The organism is Sutcliffiella sp. NPDC057660, assembly GCF_042800035.1.
Classification (GTDB): domain Bacteria; phylum Bacillota; class Bacilli; order Bacillales; family Bacillaceae_I; genus Sutcliffiella_A.
In genome coordinates, this window is record NZ_JBHVHV010000002.1 from 56,967 (window position 1) to 73,144 (window position 16,178).

At 41.8% G+C, this 16,178-nt stretch carries 18 protein-coding genes; 4 read left to right on the forward strand and 14 right to left on the reverse strand.

The features are described from left to right. Positions 1-200: 200 nt before the first annotated feature. The 3 genes from ACFVAD_RS01930 to ACFVAD_RS01940 all read right to left on the reverse strand — a co-directional run bounded on the left by ACFVAD_RS01930 (position 201) and on the right by ACFVAD_RS01940 (position 2,473). Positions 201-923 carry an amino acid ABC transporter ATP-binding protein gene (locus ACFVAD_RS01930; RefSeq protein WP_386635538.1) on the reverse strand — a complete coding sequence of 241 codons (723 nt, stop codon included), beginning with the start codon at positions 921-923 and terminating at the stop codon, positions 201-203. Next, a complete protein-coding gene (locus ACFVAD_RS01935) occupies positions 916-1,584 on the reverse strand; it encodes an amino acid ABC transporter permease (protein WP_386635540.1) in 669 nt (222 codons plus the stop codon). The genes ACFVAD_RS01930 and ACFVAD_RS01935 overlap by 8 nt, the downstream gene beginning before the upstream one ends. Before the next feature lie 82 nt (positions 1,585-1,666). Then, positions 1,667-2,473, reverse strand: coding sequence for a transporter substrate-binding domain-containing protein (locus ACFVAD_RS01940; protein ID WP_386635542.1), 807 nt, complete (start codon positions 2,471-2,473; stop codon positions 1,667-1,669). Positions 2,474-2,738: 265 nt separating this feature from the next. Between ACFVAD_RS01940 and ACFVAD_RS01945 the strand changes: the two genes are divergently transcribed. After that, on the forward strand, positions 2,739-3,185 hold the full coding sequence (locus ACFVAD_RS01945; protein WP_386635544.1) for a hypothetical protein: 447 nt from the start codon (positions 2,739-2,741) through the stop codon (positions 3,183-3,185). Between the two features lie 144 nt (positions 3,186-3,329). Here the strand turns inward: ACFVAD_RS01945 and ACFVAD_RS01950 are convergent, their stop codons facing one another. The 7 genes from ACFVAD_RS01950 to ACFVAD_RS01980 all read right to left on the reverse strand — a co-directional run bounded on the left by ACFVAD_RS01950 (position 3,330) and on the right by ACFVAD_RS01980 (position 9,628). Then, positions 3,330-3,836, reverse strand: coding sequence for an RNA polymerase sigma factor (locus ACFVAD_RS01950; RefSeq protein ID WP_386635546.1), 507 nt, complete (start codon positions 3,834-3,836; stop codon positions 3,330-3,332). After that, on the reverse strand, positions 3,837-6,074 hold the full coding sequence (locus ACFVAD_RS01955) for a sensor histidine kinase (RefSeq protein ID WP_386635548.1): 2,238 nt from the start codon (positions 6,072-6,074) through the stop codon (positions 3,837-3,839). Next, on the reverse strand, positions 6,052-6,744 hold the full coding sequence (locus ACFVAD_RS01960; protein WP_386635550.1) for a response regulator transcription factor: 693 nt from the start codon (positions 6,742-6,744) through the stop codon (positions 6,052-6,054). Before ACFVAD_RS01960 ends, ACFVAD_RS01955 begins: the two co-directional genes overlap by 23 nt. A gap of 194 nt (positions 6,745-6,938) precedes the next feature. Continuing rightward, positions 6,939-7,634 carry a hypothetical protein gene (locus ACFVAD_RS01965; protein WP_386635552.1) on the reverse strand — a complete coding sequence of 232 codons (696 nt, stop codon included), beginning with the start codon at positions 7,632-7,634 and terminating at the stop codon, positions 6,939-6,941. After that, positions 7,631-8,383: a hypothetical protein gene (locus tag ACFVAD_RS01970; protein WP_386635554.1), complete on the reverse strand. Its 753-nt coding sequence runs from the start codon at positions 8,381-8,383 to the stop codon at positions 7,631-7,633. Before ACFVAD_RS01970 ends, ACFVAD_RS01965 begins: the two co-directional genes overlap by 4 nt. Then, the gene (locus ACFVAD_RS01975; protein WP_386635556.1) at positions 8,367-9,254 is read right to left on the reverse strand and encodes an ATP-binding cassette domain-containing protein; all 888 of its coding nucleotides are present in this window, start codon (positions 9,252-9,254) and stop codon (positions 8,367-8,369) included. The genes ACFVAD_RS01970 and ACFVAD_RS01975 overlap by 17 nt, the downstream gene beginning before the upstream one ends. Then, positions 9,251-9,628 (reverse strand): GntR family transcriptional regulator, encoded by a 378-nt coding sequence (locus tag ACFVAD_RS01980; RefSeq protein ID WP_386635558.1) that lies wholly within the window; start codon positions 9,626-9,628, stop codon positions 9,251-9,253. Before ACFVAD_RS01980 ends, ACFVAD_RS01975 begins: the two co-directional genes overlap by 4 nt. A gap of 249 nt (positions 9,629-9,877) precedes the next feature. Between ACFVAD_RS01980 and ACFVAD_RS01985 the strand changes: the two genes are divergently transcribed. Genes ACFVAD_RS01985 through ACFVAD_RS01995 form a run of 3 tightly spaced genes read left to right on the forward strand, consistent with a single transcriptional unit; the run spans position 9,878 to position 12,368 of the window. After that, positions 9,878-10,807, forward strand: coding sequence for an ABC transporter ATP-binding protein (locus ACFVAD_RS01985; RefSeq protein ID WP_386635560.1), 930 nt, complete (start codon positions 9,878-9,880; stop codon positions 10,805-10,807). Continuing rightward, a complete protein-coding gene (locus ACFVAD_RS01990) occupies positions 10,804-11,904 on the forward strand; it encodes an ABC transporter permease (protein ID WP_386635562.1) in 1,101 nt (366 codons plus the stop codon). Before ACFVAD_RS01985 ends, ACFVAD_RS01990 begins: the two co-directional genes overlap by 4 nt. A 29-nt stretch (positions 11,905-11,933) precedes the next feature. Further along, complete coding sequence (locus tag ACFVAD_RS01995; protein WP_386635564.1) at positions 11,934-12,368, forward strand: DUF6526 family protein; 435 nt, start codon at positions 11,934-11,936, stop codon at positions 12,366-12,368. A 63-nt stretch (positions 12,369-12,431) separates the two neighbouring features. Here the strand turns inward: ACFVAD_RS01995 and ACFVAD_RS02000 are convergent, their stop codons facing one another. From ACFVAD_RS02000 to dnaN, 4 genes are all read right to left on the reverse strand, one after another. Further along, the gene (locus ACFVAD_RS02000) at positions 12,432-13,961 is read right to left on the reverse strand and encodes a glycosyl hydrolase family 18 protein (RefSeq protein WP_386635566.1); all 1,530 of its coding nucleotides are present in this window, start codon (positions 13,959-13,961) and stop codon (positions 12,432-12,434) included. 91 nt (positions 13,962-14,052) lie between these two features. Continuing rightward, a complete protein-coding gene (locus tag ACFVAD_RS02005; protein WP_386635568.1) occupies positions 14,053-14,541 on the reverse strand; it encodes a GyrI-like domain-containing protein in 489 nt (162 codons plus the stop codon). A gap of 29 nt (positions 14,542-14,570) precedes the next feature. Next, the gene (locus tag ACFVAD_RS02010; protein ID WP_386635570.1) at positions 14,571-14,978 is read right to left on the reverse strand and encodes a DUF4181 domain-containing protein; all 408 of its coding nucleotides are present in this window, start codon (positions 14,976-14,978) and stop codon (positions 14,571-14,573) included. 40 nt (positions 14,979-15,018) lie between these two features. Beyond that, on the reverse strand, positions 15,019-16,149 hold the full coding sequence (gene dnaN, locus ACFVAD_RS02015) for a DNA polymerase III subunit beta (protein ID WP_386635572.1): 1,131 nt from the start codon (positions 16,147-16,149) through the stop codon (positions 15,019-15,021). Positions 16,150-16,178: the final 29 nt, after the last annotated feature.

The window sequence follows — 16,178 nt, forward strand, 5'->3', positions numbered from 1 at the left end:
AGCTGATTGTATGCTAGATGGTGAGTAAAATCAGAAAACTATTAAACAATAACAGAATATCCACCAATTCCAAAAAGAGGAGAAGACCATATTATCTTTTGGGCAGACGCCCTTTCAGAAGGTATTATGAAGCAATTTCCCGATAAGTTTTAAACAAAAAAGCAGTACCTATTCAAAAAATAGGCACTGCTTTTTTCTATTTAAAGCATCTTCTCCAAAAACACCTTCGCACGTTCGGACTTCGGTGCGGTAAAGAATTCCTGCGGCGGAGAGTCCTCCACGAGTACGCCATTATCCAAAAATAATACGCGATCTGCCACTTCGCGGGCAAAGCCCATTTCATGCGTCACAATCGCCATGGTCATACCCGAAAGAGCGAGTGACTTCATAACCTCCAGCACTTCTTTAACCATTTCCGGATCAAGTGCAGAAGTCGGCTCGTCAAACAGCATCACTTCCGGGTCCATGGCAAGGGCACGGGCAATTGCAACACGCTGCTTCTGTCCGCCGGAAAGTCGGCTTGGGTATTCCTTCGCCTTTTCCACCAGACCCACTTTTTCAAGCAGGTCCATCGCCTTCGCTTCTGCATCCTTCTTACTGACACCTTTCACGGAAACAGGAGCGTAAGTCAGATTTTCCAACACGGATTTATGCGGGAAAAGATGAAAGTGCTGAAACACCATCCCCAGATTTTGACGCACCTTCATGATGTTTATTTTTTTTCTTGTCACATCTTCACCTTTAACGAAAATATGACCGGATGTCGGTTCTTCCAAAAGGTTTAGACAGCGGAGAAATGTTGATTTTCCAGAACCGGATGGGCCGATAATCGCTACTACTTCCCCTTCTTTTATCTGAGTTGATATGTCTTTTAATACTTCCAGCTTGCCAAAGGATTTATGCAAATTATCGACTTTAATCACTGCGTCTCATTCTCCTTTCTATCACTTTTCCAAGAAGAGTCAGAATCATAACAAGTACGTAATAGATCAGACCTGCAAAAATGAAGGCCTCCAAGAAAGCATAGGTGTTGGATCCAACCATATAGGAGCGTCTCATTACATCGCTTACCCCGATTACCGTAACAATGGCGGATTCTTTTGTAAGTGTAATGTATTCATTCATAAGTGCAGGTAAAATGTTTTTCAGTGCCTGTGGTAAAATGATATCTCTCATCATCTGACCGTAAGGAACGCCAAGAGCCATCGCTGCTTCACGCTGCCCTTTGTCTACAGCAAGGATTCCGGCACGGATTACCTCTGAGATGTATGCCCCTGAGTTCAGTCCGAATGCCAGCACTGCTGCTGTTACCGGTTCAAGATTGATGCCAATTGCTTGTGGTAGCCCATAATAGATAATCATCAATTGCAGTACAAGTGGGGTCCCACGGAAGATGGATGTATAAATATCCGCCAGAATTGTTAGTAGTTTAATTCTACCAATTTTACATAATGCCAAAAGTGTTCCAATAACAAACCCTATAACACCGGCCAAAGCTACTACTTGTAAGGTAACTTTCAGTCCTTCGAGTATATATCCAATGGAACCACTTATTGAGCTGAAGTCTAAGAAATCGAAATTCAAGTGCTACCATTCCTCTCTGCTGTAAATGCCTCTGATAACAAAATCAAAAGGGTAGCATGTACCCTTTTGATTTATAAGTCTATTATTCTTCCTCTCCGCCGAACCATTTCATGATTAGCTTATCCAATTCGCCGTTTTCTTTCATTTCCCCCAGAACACGGTTGAATTCTTCTGTAAGTTCACTGTCTTTCGGCAAAGCAATGGCAGAACCTTTTTCATCTGTATCGAGATTAAATCCAGTAAGATCGGAATCCTTTTCCATGAAGCCTTTCATGACTGTGTCTTCAATGATTGCTGCGTCAATACGCCCAGTTTTTAATTCTTGAATTAATTGAGGAATGCGATCACGGTCTTCAATCTTCTTTAGTTTGATTGTCTTATTGATTTCCTCTGCTTGTTCCAATTGAATGGAACCTAGCTGGGCACCGACCGTTTTTCCTTCTAAATCTTCCACTTTCTCAATTTTGCTATCTTTTAAAGAAACAACCATATGGTGAGCTGTATAATATACATCTGTAAAATCAACTTGCTCTAAGCGTTCTTCCGTCGGCGTCATACCTGCAAGAATCAAATCGATGTTCCCAGCATCCATTGCCGTGATCAAGCTACCGAAGTCGATATCCTGAACTTTAAGCTCATAACCCAATTCTTCTGTAATCGCTTTTGCTAGATCGATGTCGAAACCAATTATTTCTTCGCCCTTTTCCGTATCTATGTACTCGAAAGGAGGATAGTCAGCAGAAGTCCCCATTACCAGGACTTTCTTATCACCATTTTCGTCTTCATTACCACTGCCGGCTGTTTCGCCGCCATTGTTGGATGTACCGCATGCTGCTAGCAATCCTACTACTAAAATACTCATCAATGAAACTAAAAACCATTTTTTCACAATAATTTCCCCCTATGCTATTTTCAGAAAAGTAAAAATTAATACAATTATGAAACAAAATTGAGTTTTTTTCAAGTAATATTTGCATGTATGTTTATTCGATTAATTGTATTTTAACACGGTTTTATATTTATGCAATATAGTTAATAAAGATAAAAGAATTCTTTATATTTTTATTATTCTGAAATAAATATTAGGAGTTATAGCTTAAATTTCAATTGGTCATGTTATAATTAGAATGAACTAGAAAAGGAGGTGATAAGCGATGCATACTGATGAGAATAAATTGGATCTAATTCTGAACAACATGACGTATTTCAAGAAGTCCCAAGATGAAATGAAAAAAGAACTGATAGGATTGAACGATAAGACCCACACCCTCTCTATCAATCAACAGAAAATGAATGAAGAACTCCATGGGCTGAACGAAAGGACCTTTATCCTTTCAGTTGGGCAGCATCAGATAAGAGAAGAGCAACATCAGATAAGAGAAGAGCAACACCAGATAAGAGAAGAGCTTCATTCTTTAACAAACACAACCAACACATTCAGAGAGGAATTCTACATATTCAGGCAAGATACTCATGAAAGATTTAATGAAATAAGTTCCACGCTGACTAGATTAGAAGAAGAGCAAACAAAGGATATTGAAGCAATTCTCGAGAAAATATCCGTAAAATTGGATGAAAGGGATCAAAGTGATTCCAGATAGTCTCCATATTTTTTCTTCTCTAAGGAATATCACCGACAGATATGTCCCCATCGGAATTTCTCCCTAAATTTCATACACATTCCTGATAATCAAAAAGAAAGTGCAAGGAGCACTTTTTTAAAGTGTTCCTTGCACCAGCATTCTCTAAGCACTCAACTCTATGTCGATTCGCTCTCTCAACTTCCTCCTTGCCCGGTGGATTTTTGACTTCACAGCAGATGGATGCATCTTTAAAGCCTCAGCAATCTCCCGCTCCTTTAGCCCTTTTTCCATTTTAAGCACGAGCAACTTTTGGTCATCCATTGAGAAATCTTCCATCGTTTCTTTTAATATTTCTTTCATGAAACTGACTCCCACTTCTGCTTCTACATCCGTTTTTGCCTCTTTTCCGAGACAGTCGAGCATATATAACTCCATCGGGTACCCTTTTGTCTTTTTCTCACGCCTGATAAAATCAATGGCCGTCCTTGATGCGATTACACATAGCCAAGAACCGACTTTTTGCATGTCCTCCAGATCATCCTGCTTCTTGAATGCCTTGATGAAGGTTTCTTGCACATTATCTTCTGCATGTTGGCGATCGCGGATGATTGCTAGGCTAACGCGGAATAATCTGTCGTAATAGGTGTTGTAAATAGTTGCAAAATCCATTTATTCCACCACTCTCAAGCAGATGTTCACTTTAAAAAGGTCTCCGTCTGTTTCTATATTCAGGCTGCCCTCGTGTAGGTCGACGATTGACTTTGCGATGGCAAGGCCCAGGCCGGATCCTTCTGTATGTCGGGAGGTATCCCCTCTTTTAAATCGCTCGTACAACTCTTCACTCTGGTCGTTAAGTTCATACTTAGATATATTCTTAAAGGTGATATTCACTTTATCCCCAGATTTCTGCATTTGGATATACACCCGTGACTGCTCTAAAGAATACTTGATGATATTTCCGATGAGATTATCAAACACTCTCCATATTTTCTGACCATCGACCATTGCCAAAATTGGTTTTTCAGGAAGGGTAACTCTAAAATGCAAGTTCGATTCCACCATCGAACTATTCATTTCTGCAAGTGCCTGCTGAAGAAGCTGATTGATATCAACTTTCTCTTTGGCTAACTCCATGTTTCCGCTCGCCATTTTGGAGACTTCAAAGAGGTCATCAATCAACCCTTTGAGGCGTTGTGACTTCCGGTCAATAATCTCAAGGTATGCTTCGCGATCCTCAAAAGACAAATCTTCTCTTTTCAACAATTCTGTATAGGTGATGATCGAAGTCAGCGGCGTTCTCAGATCATGGCTGACATTGGTAATCAGTTCCGTCTTCAATCGCTCGCTTTTTGCCTGTTCATTTAACGAGACTTTCACCCCTTGATTTAGGACATTCAAATTGGCCGCCATCTTTGCCAGCTCAGATTTCCCCTTTATCTCCAAATCCTCCCCTAATCTGCCTGCTGCCATCTCTTCCGTTTTCATGCTGATCCGGTTGAAATAGCCGATGCTCTTGATAAAGTATCGTATAGCTGGAAAACCTACCAAGAACAAAAACAACAAGTAAAAAAAGAAGAATATCGGATGAATCAATACAGTGATGATTGTGACTCCCAATACAAATACTATCCCCAGAAGAAACAATGCCTGAATACCGATCGATCTGCTAAGGAACGCTTCTTTTAAACTACTTTTAAATCTGAGATACAAGCGTCTCAAACTTCTTGATATCCTTAATACAAGGCTGTCGGACCACTCTCTTTTGATCGTATGAAAACTCTGATGACCAGAAGCGATGTATCTTAGTTGTTGATAGAGTAATAAGCTTAAAATGGCACCTAAGATGAAACTGATAACAAGTTCCACAGTTTCAGTAATGGAACGGAAATACAGTCCTACTTCAATACTGTCTTCTATCCAAAAGAAGGTAAGCATCGTGAAAAAGGCAGTTACTGCTGTCATGACAACTCGGACATCAACCGGTATTTTTTCATAAATGCCCTGCCACCTGCCTGCCTTTTTCGGAAGCCTGGCAACCTTTATCATGATGAGTAACCAGACCAAGAGTGCCACTACCGCGCCAACTCCCAATCTCCAAAACCATTTTCTTGCCAATTCATAACTGGACTTTGCATTCATGATCTCACTGTCAGGCGAAAGCGAAGTTGGAACTGCTATTTTCCCTACATACGGCGTGACTGCCTGAGCTATCGCCTGGTACATCCAATCATCATTGGGCCAATAGCCTGCCGAGATAAAACTTTCCCCATCGATGCCAAAGCTATGACTGTAGGACACCTTTTCATCAGAGAACTGGTTCTCTACGCCATCCTCACTGTAGCCTGTGTTAGTTATAAAATCGTTTCCATTGGAAGCGTAGTAAACAAGCTCATCCTGAAATCTTGATGCTGTTGACTCATGATTGGCAAGAACCTTAAAATATTCTTCCACCATCTTTTCTTTCTCTGCGATGACCTTCTTTTCTACATGTTCATCACTTTCAAAGTTTTTTTGTATATCTGCAAGCTTCGCATCACGTTCAGCTATCAATTCTTCGACATTCTCGTCGGATTCACCAGAATCGGCAAGCTGGATTCTGTCTTCATATTGATAGCGGATATTTTCCAGTTGCTCGTCGAGGAATCCATAACGATAGCGATGGTTATCTATGTCCTCCTGTGTAACCGTAATGCTTGCTTTCACATCTTCTTCTGACAGCGTCACTTCCTCCATCGCCAGGTTGTTGATGAACATACTCAGTTCATACTGAAACTCATCTGTGTTGAAATAACTTTCATTCTCATACTTATATAGATTGAACAAAAAGTACATGCTGCCACTGAGTGCACCGGTGAACACCAACGCCATCAAAAAGGCAAATACCCTATTTCTCCATTTTGTAGCCAATCCCCCATACCACCTTTAAATATCTTGGATTTTTCGGATCTATCTCTATTTTTTCTCTGATTTTACGTATATGTACAGCCACCGTATTTTCCGCATTGTAGCCAGGCTCCTTCCACACCCGCTCATAAATGTCGTTGATGGAATAAACACGCCCGGCATTGCTCATCAGAAGTTCCACTATCTTGTATTCGATCGGTGTCAGCTTCACTGGCTCTCCCTGAACAGCGACTTCTTTCGCTTCTTTATCAAGTGTAAGTCCATTAAGATCGATAACCTTCTTGATTCCTTCAAAAGTACCAAGACTCACATATCTTCTCAGCTGTGACTTGACCCTCGCCACCAGCTCCATCGGGTTGAAAGGCTTCGTCACATAGTCGTCCGCCCCAACCTGCAAGCCCAATATTTTATCCGTGTCCTCACTTTTTGCACTCAGAATGATGATTGGAATGTTCTTCTCCTCCCGTATTCTGTGTGTGGCAGAAATGCCATCAAGTCTTGGCATCATTACATCAAGCAAAATGAGGTGCACCTGGTTTTCATGCAGCATCTCGAGCGCTTCCACTCCATCCTTCGCCTTCAGAACTCGTACCCCTTCGTTTTTCAGGTAGATCTCTATCGCATCCCGAATCTCTTTTTCATCATCCACAACCAAAACCGTATACTTCTCCATCTCTCACCCTTCTCCCACTTGCCTTCTTTCCATAAACCTATAATACTTTGAAAATCTTAACAACAAACGATCTATTTTCTTAAGAATTTCTTAAGGTTGGCAGTTTTTTCTTTATTATAACGTTTAAAATGATAGCCTAGGCAACCCAATAAAAATAGACACCCAGATCATCTAAGTGTCCATTTGTCCTCAGGCTATTTTACTTCGTCATAATAAAGCCCTTCAAGCGTACTGATTTTTATATCTTGCGGAACCTTCAAATACAGGATTGGCGCTGAATGACTGCTACCAAAACCATCGTCCTCAAGCCAGCTATCATTTGAGAATTGGGAGTAGACGAACTCCTTTTTAATCATTTTCAGATCGACCTCAAGCTTTGATGGCTTCATGATTGTTAAAGTTCCATTCTGAAGCTCTACAGTCGGAGTAGGGATCTCTGTGGAAAGATCAAATCCGTTCACTTCCAGATAACTCGCATACAATGTAGCTTCGACCCTATTTTCCAAACTGCCATCCCGTTCTACAATGATAGAAACGTAGTAATCGGGAGATGAAACTGCAAGTTGCAGGTCTTTTTCTTCTATGGAATAGCTGTTTTTGCTTCTAAGATGTTTCTGATCCACTTCTCTTTTCTCCAAGAGGTCTTCATATAACATTTCCCAGCTTGCATCCGCTAAGGGGATACTTTCAACGGGCTGATATTTCTTATTAGGCAGAAGGTAGAATACAGCAGTCGCCACTAATAATAATGCTATATATCCTGCCAGAAGATTCATACTCCTGGTAGAAGACTTTGCACGAAAAGGTTTTTTGATAAGAATGAATAATGGTATTAGAATGACTATTGGAATAATTATACTTATTAACAGCAAGGTCACTAGAATGTTCACATTCTTACCTCCGTTCTATCATTGATCATCACTGATATATACAGTAATGAGGCAACTGTAATCAGTACTTTAATAAAAAACAGGAGAAAGGAGGCTTCCGTAAAGAAAAATCCTAGTACAGACGCGACGATATCCACTCTTCCTATTATCCCACCGAAAAGTAAAAGTCCGAAAAATACTACCGGGAGCACGACCTTTACCAATGGATGCAGCTGTACCAGCGTTCCCACAAGGTAACCCAGCGCGGCAAAAAGGATCATATATAGAAAAGCGGCTAATGCTCCTTTAATGATTATTACAGGAGATGTCTGCATGTTGGAAAAATACATCACTTCCGTACTTGGCATTACATACAGGATTACTTTTATAAAGAAACTCGACAACAGTGAAGTGATTGTTCCAATCAATCCGACCGTTCCGAGAAAAGCGAAATTGGAAAGATCGCTGCTTAATCGATTTGTGACCAGGTTAAAATCAAAATTTCGATATCCCTTCAACGTGACTGTGATGGATGTGATGAAGGCCCAGAGCATCGTCAGCCCTATCACGACATCGACTGAATAGTATTTGATATCCAAACTGAATGCCTCACTGGATGTTCCAAATGAACTCATTGCATTGAACGCAAACAATAATGCGATTGCCTGTATCACCATCAAGGAGGTATATACACCGGAATACGCCTTCAATTTATGGAGATACTGCTTTTTGACCACTTCCCTGAGCGTCACCTTATTTAAAGACATCATCGATTCCCCCTTTGGCCCTATTTGTCAGATATACACAGGCATCGCTTGCGGACACCGGCGTGAGAGTAAGCCCATGACGTGCAGCCTCTGATAAGCCATAATCCTTCTTCACGACGACATATTTGCTATCAGGACCTATGCTTTTCGCATAGAGTACTTTCCTGTCAAGCAGCCATTCCTCCAAGACGCTCTCTTTACCAGAGATGCCCACTGCGTACTCCTTCATCTCTTCCATAGAAACGCTCAGGAGGACTTCCCCTTGATCAATCAATAGGATATCTTCAAGAAGATCCTCAATTTCATCAAGATGATGACTTGATACAATGATGGTTCTAGGAGAAGCTAAATAGTCTTTAAGTAACGCCCGATAAAAGTCTTTCCGGACTGCCGCATCCATACCGGTTGTCGGTTCATCGAAAATGGTCAATGGACATCTTGACGCAAGCCCGATTATCATGTTGAACGTATTTCTCTTCCCTTTAGAAAGCGTGTCGTGCGATTGCTTCGGATGGAAGGAGAAATAATCGAACAGCCTTCTTGCAAGCTCCGCATTCCAGTTCGCATAAAACCTTCCCATTTCTCCAAGGATTTCACCAAGGTTCAGTGCAGGGGCAAAGCTCATATGGTCATCCACAAAGATGGTATTGGCCGACACAGTGAGACTATTGAATGGACGTTCCCCCCAAACCTTGATCTCGCCTGAAGTTTCTTTATAGAATCCGGCAATCAGCTTCAATAAGGTTGTTTTCCCGACACCGTTTCTTCCTATCAATCCCGTAATCTTGTTTTCTTCCAGATTGAAGTTCATGCCATCTAACACTTTAGTATGGCCATATGCCTTCGTAAGACCCCTGCACGCTACTACCCTCATCGCTGATCCCCCTTCCCAAGCGATCGAATCATGTTGACCAGTTCCTCTTCATCCACATGAAGTCGCGCCGCTTCCTCCACTAATTCCAGGACAAGTTTTTTTAATGTATGATCTTTCCTTTTTCGTAAAATAATCTCTTTCGCTCCCTGATTGACAAACATCCCAAGACCCCTTTTCTTGTATAAGACATTTTCATCCACCAAAATATTTAAACCCTTTGCAGCTGTTGCGGGATTGATGTTGAATATCTCCGCCAGCTGATATTGCGAGTGAACCTTCTGATCTGTTACAAAGCTCCCGTTCAATATTTCCGCTTCGAGCCATTCTGCAATCTGTACATAAATAGGTTTTGATCCATCCGCGTTTAAAATCAACTTCGCACCTCCTCTAACATAGTGCATTACTGTTGTAATGTAGTATATAATAATTTCCATAATAAAACAACTGCTTATAGCCTATTTTTGTAAATTTTCTGAAACTGACAAAATCGGACAGGCTCATTTTGATATAATGACGGGGTTCTCCATAAGAAAATTGACAACTTTTTCTTTCTCCTATACGTTTACTTTAGGCCTAAATAATGCCTGCTTCTTCAAATAATATTTCAGTGTGGAGTGTGAAAAATGGATACACCCCAAGAAATTATCCAAGTGCAAAATCTAGTGAAAAAATACGGTGATTTTACCGCGGTAAACGGAATTGAGTTTTCTGTTCAGAAAGGGGAAGTGTTTGGCCTTTTAGGCCCTAACGGTGCAGGAAAATCGACGACATTGGAAATGCTCGTCGGACTACGCAAGCCGGATGCGGGAACTGCTATCGTAGGCGGATTCAATATTCAATCGGAATTAAAGAAGGTAAAAGAGGTTATTGGTGTCCAGCTCCAGTCGACCACATTATTCGAGCTTCTGACCGTAACAGAAATACTAAAGATGTATGCCAGCTTTTATCCAAAAAACGTGGATATTCCTGAGCTTATCGAGGATATGCAGTTAACGGACAAAGCGAAGAGCCGGATCAAGGGCTTATCAGGCGGGCAGAAACAGCGTTTGGCCATTGCACTCGCCCTCGTTCACGATCCTTGGATCCTGTTTCTGGATGAACCCACTACCGGCCTGGACCCACAAGCCAGAAGAACCCTTTGGGATATTGTGCTCCGTTTAAAGGAACGGGGAAAAACGGTTGTACTGACCACACACTATATGGATGAAGCGCATGTGCTCTGTGACCGCATCGCCATTATGGACCAGGGACAGCTCATCGCTTTGGATACTCCTTCCCTGCTTGTCAAACGGCTGCAGTCTGACAGCGCGGTTGAATTTCGCTTCCCAGACCTTGCGGAACAAGTATCTTTCGAACAGTTGAATGGAGTTAAACAAGTTGGAAAACAAAATGATACATATGTACTTTATACGGATGACATTCAAACAACCTTAACAGCCTTGATACACTTTGCTGCTGAGAAAGAGCTTGAATTGATGGACCTTCAAACCAGGACCGCAACCCTGGAGGATGTCTTTATTCACATGACAGGAAGGAGATTGCGAGAAGGATGAGAGCTTACTGGCAATTAACACTCGGGCAATTACGGATTTTCCTTCGCAATCGCCAAGTACTATTTTGGACACTTGCTTTTCCTATCTTTCTCATGGTGATGCTTGGCTCGTTCCTGGGGAATGGGAGCGAGATAAGTGTATCGCTTGCGGTGGTTGATGAAGACCAGTCAAATGAGTCCAAGGAGCTTATTGATATATTCAAGGATTACAAGGCACTTAATATGACCATGATAAGCGACCGGGATGAAGCATTTGATGTATTAAAAGAGGGAGAATTGAACCTCGTGGTCGTTATTCCGGATGGATATGGGGAATTCCTGGCGGAAGCACCTTCGGACACCGAGCCCTTTTCATTGCCTCTATTTTTCGATGAAACAAATATGGCCGTATCACAGATCGGTATCCAGCTTGTAAACAGTACAGTCGATTCGATCAGCAAGGAGATGGTGCAATATTCGCCGCTTCTAGAAACGAAGGCGGAAGGAATTGAAGCACTGGATTTACAATACATTGACTTCCTGGTCCCTGGGATAGTAGCCATGATGATCATGAGCAACAATATGAACGGAGTTGCAGGTCAAATCGCATCATGGAGGGAACGGGGTATTCTCAGAAGAATGCAGGGAACCACATTGAAGGCGTCTACATTTATCGCAGCCCAAATTACTGCGCGCCTTTTATTGAACGGCTTTCAGGCATTGATCGTCCTTTTGGTAGCCCAGCTCATTTTTGATGTAGAAGTGAGAGGCTCCTGGTTTACCCTGGTGACATTTGTTATTCTGGGGACGCTTGCTTTTATGGCCATAGGTTTTATTATTGCAGGTATTGCAAAGACTCCAGAAAGTGCGGCACCTATTGCCGGTTTTCTATCTTTTCCATTGCTGTTTTTGGGAGGCGTCTTTTTCCCGATCAGTGATATGCCTGAATTCCTGCAACCGATTGTGAACGTTATTCCGATCTCCCATCTTAGCCATGCATTGAGAGAAACCATGAATGTCGGGGCGTCATTTATGTCATTGGGTACAGAGGCTCTCATCTTGTGTTGTTGGCTGGTTGGAGCTTTCATCGTAGCAAGCTATACCTTTAAATGGGAATAAAAATAAAGCTATAAAAAGAGGAGAAACACATGAAAACTCAAAACTACGAAAACCATGTAAGAATGCATCCGATTTATCATTATTTCTTAACTTTACTGGTTCTTGCTTCGCTTATTACAGCCGTCGTGAATCTGGTGCTTTCCCTTCAATCAGGTGAAAATGTATGGTCAGCCCTTGCAATTTTGCTGATGGCTGCAGCTTTCGTCCTGACATTTATCCTGCTGCGCATCTACCCTTTGCGTGCCCAGGATAGAGCAATTCGGGCAGAAGAAAGTTTACGTCATTTCATCTTAACCGGTAAACCATTGGATTCCCGCTTAACAATGGGTCAAATTGTGGCACTTCGCTTTGCATCTGATGCAGAATTTCCCGAGCTTTGCATGGCAGCTGCTAACGAGGATTTGCCATCAAAGGAGATCAAAAAGAGGATCGTGGAGTGGCGGGCAGACCATAATAGGATTTAAGTGAACCAGTTGAAAGAACAAGGCTCATCCCATTTTACCGGGATGAGCCTTTTAACCGTTCTTCTATTCATCTTTCATATCATCATATATCTTCTTCAATAGAACCTCATCGGGATCCTGACTGAGCTCCCACATCATGGCACCACCAAGACCCAGTTCTTTGATGAAAGCCGTTTTATGGCCGATGGATTCCTGATCGTCATAGCTGACCACGGTCGTTCCATCAAAAAGCACGGGTACTTTGGAATCTTCTATCCATACACGGGAGAAACCATTCTGATTCACATAATCAGAGGCAATCTTAGCGAAACTAAGGGAGGTTCCCCCGCCGCTGAAGGACTGGTATAAACCGTTATTTCCTGAATCGGTGACCTGCTTGAAAACTCTTCCGTAAAAAGGAAGACCCATGACAAGCTTTTCAGGCGGAACTCCACCATTGATATAGGTCTGCACCCCATCCCCTACACTCCATTCGCCATGAAACCCACTCGCTGGATCAGGGTGAAGCGGTGCATTCAATCCAGATAAAGGATCCCATTCTCCATGGATATCATAGGTCATCAGCTGGATATAGTCGAGATAAGGATGAATTTCCGTGAGCTCGAGGTTGGCCGCATGGGCTTTACTAGCACCTGCCGCAATGGTTAGCAGGTATTCCTTACCATCCTTCTCAGACTGCTCGTCCAATGTTTCACGGATCTTTTTCAACAATAGAGTGTAGTTCCTTTTATCTTCGGGGCGGTTCGTGTTATCCGCTTCCCCACCGCTTACAGGGTACTCCCAATCAAGGTCTACGCCATCAAAACCATAGTCCAACAGGAATTGGCGTACACTCTCTGCAAATCTCGCTCGGGACTCCTCTGTAAGTGCCGCATCCGAGAAATTCTCCGACCATGTCCAGCCCCCGACAGATATCAGCGTCTTGAGGTGTGGGTGCAGTTCCTTCAGTTTGTTCAGTTGTTGGAAGTTTTTAATATCAGTCGCGGAATCCCCTACCGCAATCTTGCCATCCCTTGTAATGTTGGCAAAGGCATAGTTGATATGCGTAAGCTTGCTCGCATCGATATCCGTCACCTCGTATCCGGAATAGGCAGCCCATCCCGCGTAATAGCCTACGAGTTTAGCAGATTCAGGTTCCGTATTCTTGACCATCAATTTTTTGATCACTTCCGTCTTTTGATTCGAATTATCATAGGCGATAACCTTCAGGATCTGTTCCCCATCAGGCACCCAACTTTCTGTAGCCCAGTTAATCGTGTAAGGCTCTGAAGTCACAATGCCAATCAGGTATTCGCCGTTGTTGCTGTAAAATTCCACCTTGCTGATGTCTTGATCATCCGTTGCATTCACGGATAGTTTGACATCTCCACCAACCGAATTCTCTTCTGTTGAATCGGACTCGGCTGTAATCTCACTTATATGTGGCGGCTGATCTATTGTTTCTTTTTCTGTGGCAGTTACTCTGCTTGTATTCGGAGAGTCATTCTCCGGATTATCTGTCGTTAATACGATAACGACACTTACTATTAATATAGTAATCAGTAAAATACCGATCCATTTCATGCTGTTATGTTTTTTCCTTCTACGCTGCATTATGATTCTATATCCTCCTGTTCCCATACTTATCTATCATTGTAATATGGGGATACATCGGGAAGTAGCGGTAAATATTAGCACAGTTATTTTACGGTTTGTGAACAGGTATCAATATCTCAAAATGGGGATCATTCGGGTCACGATTCACCGGATACCGTTCATGCTTAATTGGCAGGTCGTCATAATAATCTAAACCAGATTCCATGAAAGGTATATATTCATTCTGCTTAAACCACTGATAGATCTTGGAGTAGGTATGGCCAATATCCTGACCTTTATCATGAGTCACCTTCAGATAGGTCATTTCTGGCACACGAATATCGACCATGCCAACTGGCACTTCCTGTTGCTCCTGCACGCGAAAGACGGAATAGTGTACAAATCCATCTGGACGGAGATGATAGGATAGCCCCAATTGAACTTCCGGCTCCACTACATAGGCCAATTCAGCAACCCGGTTACTCATCTCAGCAATAACTTCTTTTAAGCTACTGACCTCGGTGTAAGGTCCTTCCCACTTTAACCCGATTGCTTTATATGCAGGTAATTTTACCAGTTCGTATTGAAGTTTTTCCACATAGACTCTTCCTTTCTCTAAAAAAGGTCTCACAAAAAGAATCGCTCCATCAAACCAAATGGGAGCAGAAGTATGTATAAAATAATAATCATTACCGTTCCACTCAGTATTAGAATGGATTGTTTAGGTTCAGAGGAATACTTCCAATGGAAAAAGGCATTTTCCAAATCGAGAATGATTAGAAATATGAGCAATCCCACCATATAATTGCTAAAAGCAAATCCATGTTCAAATGAATACATGTTGAAAGCAATGATGAAAATTAATCCTGCAAATCTGAGAGACAGATCGACTTTTTTATGTGTTTCATTGACAAAGCCATAGGAAAAACCACTCTTTTTCTTTTCGATCTTGAACATCTTCCTGACGGCAATTTGCATAGAAATTACTAGAAGAAATATCACAATGAATAACAAGAGAAGCTTGAATAAAAACATCTGATTTCCCCTCCTCCTTTCTATTTGATGTGTTCCTTAACTATGCCGTTCTTACAGGTGAGATAAGATGAAAGTGTAAGTCTGAATCCACCGCTTGTAGCAGTAAAGGTTTCATCGACCCACTATAGCTTAGCTGCACCACTTCCTCCTCTATCGTTTTCAGGGCATCCATCAAAAAATTCCCATCAATGGCAACTGATAGCTCACTTTCCCCTTGCAAATTGATAATGCTTTGGACCTCTTCAATTTCTCCAAACACAGTGGAAGTGGAACAAATTCTAAGTTTCAAATCTCTGGTGACTTCCAATAAAACCTTGTTATTTTCAATAACACTGCCAAATAAAGAAGCACGGTCAATACCTTGCTGAAGCATTTCTTTGTTCAATGTGAGGATGGTTCTTGCCTCTGTCAGTATCAAACTCTCTACATTTGGATAGTTCCCTTCAATCAGACGGGAAAAAAGAGTAATTGAATTGAACCGAAAGATAATGTGGTGCTTGGATATGTATAGCTTTAAAATCTCATTATCTACCTCGGCCAGCCTATTAAATTCGTTGAGTGCTGAAAAGGGTACAACACAGGAAAGTGATTCTTTAGTATCCACCGTCCCTCTGCTGAAAGCCAATCTATGGGAATTGGTTGCCGTACAAGAGAATCGTCCATTTTCCAATGAAAGATGAACGCCTGTCAGGACTGGCCTTGTATCACTTCTGGACACAGCAAATAGGGTCTGTTTCACCATTCTTTTAAAAACGGAGTTGGGTATCCTTATTTCCTGGGAATCATCTAATTTGGGAGGGATCGGAAAATCATTAAAATCAAACCCATTCAGGTTGGCATCTATTCCATTGGATAATATCTTGATCTTGTTTAAATGGTCTATTTTAATATGTATGTCTCCTGGCAGCCTTTTTACGATTTGCAGCAAATATTTAGCAGATACAACAGTACTCCCTGAACAGACAATATGAAGCCGATGACTTTGTTTGTTGCAGACTGGGATCACCTTTTGAATGGTAAGGTCCGAGTTAGTTGCTAGTAACGTAATATTCTCGCTCTCTGCTGTAATCTTAATACCTGAAAGAATGGGATTCATCGTCCTTGATGATACAGCTTTACTGACATCTTGAATTGCTTGTAGGAATAATTCCCGTTCAATAAAAAACTCCACTTTATAACCTCACCATCTAATGTTTTCGT

Coding starts and splice junctions, on each gene's coding strand:
- ACFVAD_RS01945 (WP_386635544.1), top strand. CDS start 2,739: ATGCATACTGATGAGAATAAATTGGATCTAATTCTGAACAACATGACG.
- ACFVAD_RS01950 (WP_386635546.1), bottom strand. CDS start 3,836: ATGGATTTTGCAACTATTTACAACACCTATTACGACAGATTATTCCGC.
- ACFVAD_RS01960 (WP_386635550.1), bottom strand. CDS start 6,744: ATGGAGAAGTATACGGTTTTGGTTGTGGATGATGAAAAAGAGATTCGG.
- ACFVAD_RS01970 (WP_386635554.1), bottom strand. CDS start 8,383: ATGATGTCTTTAAATAAGGTGACGCTCAGGGAAGTGGTCAAAAAGCAG.
- ACFVAD_RS01975 (WP_386635556.1), bottom strand. CDS start 9,254: ATGAGGGTAGTAGCGTGCAGGGGTCTTACGAAGGCATATGGCCATACT.
- ACFVAD_RS01985 (WP_386635560.1), top strand. CDS start 9,878: ATGGATACACCCCAAGAAATTATCCAAGTGCAAAATCTAGTGAAAAAA.
- ACFVAD_RS01990 (WP_386635562.1), top strand. CDS start 10,804: ATGAGAGCTTACTGGCAATTAACACTCGGGCAATTACGGATTTTCCTT.
- ACFVAD_RS01995 (WP_386635564.1), top strand. CDS start 11,934: ATGAAAACTCAAAACTACGAAAACCATGTAAGAATGCATCCGATTTAT.
- ACFVAD_RS02000 (WP_386635566.1), bottom strand. CDS start 13,961: ATGCAGCGTAGAAGGAAAAAACATAACAGCATGAAATGGATCGGTATT.
- ACFVAD_RS02010 (WP_386635570.1), bottom strand. CDS start 14,978: ATGTTTTTATTCAAGCTTCTCTTGTTATTCATTGTGATATTTCTTCTA.